3 protein-coding genes are annotated in these 3270 nt (G+C 58.3%); all 3 read right to left on the bottom strand.

Translation table 11 applies throughout. The features are described from left to right. Nucleotides 1-18: 18 nt before the first annotated feature. Genes D2N39_RS22305 through D2N39_RS22295 form a run of 3 tightly spaced genes read right to left on the bottom strand, consistent with a single transcriptional unit; the run spans nucleotide 19 to nucleotide 3199 of the window. Nucleotides 19-1014, bottom strand: a complete 996-nt coding sequence (locus D2N39_RS22305) for a tyrosine-type recombinase/integrase (protein ID WP_119136906.1) — start codon at nucleotides 1012-1014, stop codon at nucleotides 19-21. Beyond that, nucleotides 1011-1955: a tyrosine-type recombinase/integrase gene (locus tag D2N39_RS22300; protein WP_119136905.1), complete on the bottom strand. Its 945-nt coding sequence runs from the start codon at nucleotides 1953-1955 to the stop codon at nucleotides 1011-1013. Before D2N39_RS22300 ends, D2N39_RS22305 begins: the two co-directional genes overlap by 4 nt. Further along, nucleotides 1952-3199, bottom strand: coding sequence for a site-specific integrase (locus D2N39_RS22295; RefSeq protein WP_119136904.1), 1248 nt, complete (start codon nucleotides 3197-3199; stop codon nucleotides 1952-1954). The genes D2N39_RS22300 and D2N39_RS22295 overlap by 4 nt, the downstream gene beginning before the upstream one ends. Nucleotides 3200-3270 lie beyond the last annotated feature (71 nt).

Below are 3270 nucleotides of genomic sequence, written 5' to 3'. Positions count from 1 at the left end.
CTTGAGGTTCTCCAGAAGTCACAAAGACTTCAGGAAAGCCATCAGGTCCTTGTCGCCTTTCCATGATCGCCTGCCCATCGGTGTGCCGACCTCGCAAAGTGCGATGGCGTTAGCCTTCATCGTCATGTCTATTTCAGCATAGATGTTGGTCGTGCTGATCGAGACATGACCGAGCCAGGCCCGAATGGTATTGATGTCCACCCCGGCCTGAACCAGATGGCAGGCCGTCGTGTGCCGGATCACATGGGGCGTAATCGCACGCTTGGCCAGTTGCGGCACTTGCAAGGCGCATCGTTCTATCAGCCGGTAGACGCCGAAGCGGGTAAATTGTTCGCCCAAACGGCTAACAAAGACTGCAGCATCGGCTGCCCGGCCATGGATCTCGGCCGTCAATATCTGCTCGGTCTCGGGCCAAAGCGGACATTGGCGCACCTTGCCACCCTTTCCAAGGAGTGTAGCAAGGTCATGGCCACCGCGGGCACGGGCAAGGTTCAGGTCGCGCACCCTCAGCTGGACCGCCTCAGAGACACGAGCGCCGGTGTTGTAAAGGAAGAGCAGCAGCGCATACTCTCTGCGGCCTTGGCTGGTTCTTCTGTCCGGAACCGCGAGCATCGCATCCATTTCAGTCCGCGACAGCCATCCGATTGCTGGCGGCATCGCCTTCTTTGATGCGATTGCTCGGATGTGGCCGCACCACTCGACGAGAACCGGGTCTCTGCTGCCGACATAGCGCGCAAAAGCCCGGATTGCCGCAAGGCGTTGATTTCGCGTGCGGACAGAGCAATGCCGGTCGGTTTCCAGATAACCGAGGAACTTCAGAACCAGACTGGAAGTAAGATCGGTCACGGCCAACCGCTCGACAGGCTTGTGGAGGTTTTGGCTGACATAGGGCAGAAACAGGCTGAACGTATCCCGATAGCTGGAGCGGGTGTTTTGGGCCAGATTCCGTTCAGTTACGATATATTCGACGAAGAAGCGCCGCAGCCACGGGCCAAGGATTTCGCGATCGGTCATGCGCCCGCTCCCTTTTGGGCAAACTGCTCGAAGCGCAGCGATGCCTGCTGAAGGAGTTCCGGCGTCATCGTGAGATAAACTTTCGTGCCTTCCAGATCGGAATGGCCGAGATAGGTCGAAAGAACCGGCAGCAAGCGCTGCACGTCCGCGGCCCCACGATACCAAGCCGTCAAACTGTGAACTGCAAAGCTGTGCCGCAGATCATGCATCCGCGGGACTTCTCGACGGCCTGTGGAGCCACGAATCCTGGCTATGCCGCGCAGCCTGTCGAACGCGACCTGAACGGTGCTGCTTGCCAGGCGCGTGCCTGTTCGCGTCGACAGGAAGTAATCTGCCGTCCAATCTCCAGTGAGGACGAGCGGGCGTGTGGTCAGGTAGTCCGCCAGCGCAGTCGCCAAATGCGGCCCCACAGGGACGAGGCGGCTCTTTTGGAACTTTGTGTCGCGAACCGTCAAGATGGCGTCCGACAAGTCCACATCTGCCATGGTCAGTCCGGTCGCCTCGCTGAAGCGCAACCCGGCGCCATAAAGAAGGAGAAGCAGGATCCTGAACGTGTCGGCGGTCAATTGCTTTGCCCCAGCCAGGCTGGCTTCGATATTTCCCCGATCAAGAAGACGCTGAAGCTCTGCGTGCGTGAAGATAAAGGGCAGAGGCCGGTAGCGCGATCTGGGTTCCCGGACGGGCAAAGGTGAAGAGGTCGCATAGCCGCGACTGATCGCGAACTGCCAGAACCCTGTGAGGGCATACACCTTGTTTTCACGATGCGGAGTCACGGGACCAGCAAGAAAGCTCGCGACCTGTGCTTGGGTAACGGCATCACAGCCGGCTTCGGCATCTGCGTGTCGCAGGAACTGGCGTAGCAAATTGCGCGCCGTGTTGAACTTCGCGCCGTGGGCCTGCCGCCAGACGACATAGTTTTCCATCGCGTCGCGCAGGTTCATGCCAGCCCCTCCAGGTCAAGAGCGGCCACTTCACGCAAGGATTTCAGGTCAACTTTCGCATAGATCGCTGTGGAAGCAGGGTGTCGATGGCCGAGGAAGTCCCCAATGACTTTCATCGACGTTCCGTGGTCAAGAAGGTGCTGGGCAGCGGCATGACGCAGGGCATGTGGACCCCGTCGACCGGATACCACCCCTATTTTTGCCAAACGGTCGGAGACCAACTTGGTGAGATTCTTTCTCCCGAGAGGTTTGATCGGCGCACATGCGGTCAGGAAGAGACATCGGCCATGTCTGGTGGGCCGGGCGTCCCGAATGTAGCGTAAAATGGCGTGCCCGACGGCCTGCGACAACGGCCATATGTGAATCCTGCCCGGCTTGGTGCAGCGGACCCGGATCGTCGAATTCTCCCAGTCAATGTCATCAAGTGTCAATCCGGCGACTTCGCTGGCCCGCAGGCCATAATTCGCCAAGAGCATCAGAACAGCAAAGTCTCGCTTGCATGACGGTTTTTCTCCTTGGGTCGATTCCAGCAAACGAATGACGTCGGACCGCTTGATGCCCTTGGGGATGGTCTCGTCCGGTCTGAAGCCCGGAGCCATGATCCCGGCTGCCAACCCTGACCGGCACCATCCGCGGTCTTGTGCAAAGGCAATAAAGGTCCGCAGTCTGTTGGCATAATTATGGATTGTCCTGCGCGACCATGCTCCGCGTTCGAACTCAGCGGCGACCGAGCCGTCGATGTCGACAATTCTCACAGCCGCGAGTGCCAGATTCCTCTCTGCCAGCCAGAAGAGGAAGTGATCTGCAGCTAAACGAAGACTGGCGACCGAGGCTTCCGAAAGACCACGCACCCTGAGCAGCCAGTCTTCATATTCAACAACCTGGTCGTGATTGGGATGACGGGGCTTTTCGACCTCGTGTACCCAGCCGATATGACGCAAGAGGTTGCGGCAATGGCTTATAAACCGTTGGCGAGCTTTTGCGGTTGCGGCAGTCTCGCTACGGCGGCCACGTGGCTGGCTCCATGTGGATGCTGCGGCCAGCACATCATCCATACCAAGCTGTTCGCCGTCCTTAAGGTCCAGATGGAGAACGAGATTCAGATGATCGTTCGCACATTTTCGTAGGCTTGCGCGACTGGTGCCGACTTCCTTGAGATGGCACAGATACCGCGCCCTTTCGTCAGCAAGCGCCGCCGCCCGATGTCTTTTTGCTGCAGGGGGAAAGAATATTTCTTCAAACATACCAAAGCCTCCGTGTTGTTGGAGGGTCAGGATTTCAGAACAGGGTCCACCGTGTCAGTTATTTCCCTTTC

This window comes from Gemmobacter lutimaris (genome assembly GCF_003570715.1).
Taxonomy (GTDB): Bacteria; Pseudomonadota; Alphaproteobacteria; order Rhodobacterales; family Rhodobacteraceae; genus Gemmobacter; species Gemmobacter lutimaris.
Note: the sequence above shows the minus strand (reverse complement) of the source record. Positions and strands in the feature narration are given on the sequence as shown.

What these genes read in the sequence shown, in the direction of transcription:
- D2N39_RS22295 (WP_119136904.1), bottom strand. Translation starts at nt 3,199, where the DNA reads ATGTTTGAAGAAATATTCTTTCCCCCTGCAGCAAAAAGACATCGGGCG.
- D2N39_RS22300 (WP_119136905.1), bottom strand. Translation starts at nt 1,955, where the DNA reads ATGAACCTGCGCGACGCGATGGAAAACTATGTCGTCTGGCGGCAGGCC.
- D2N39_RS22305 (WP_119136906.1), bottom strand. Translation starts at nt 1,014, where the DNA reads ATGACCGATCGCGAAATCCTTGGCCCGTGGCTGCGGCGCTTCTTCGTC.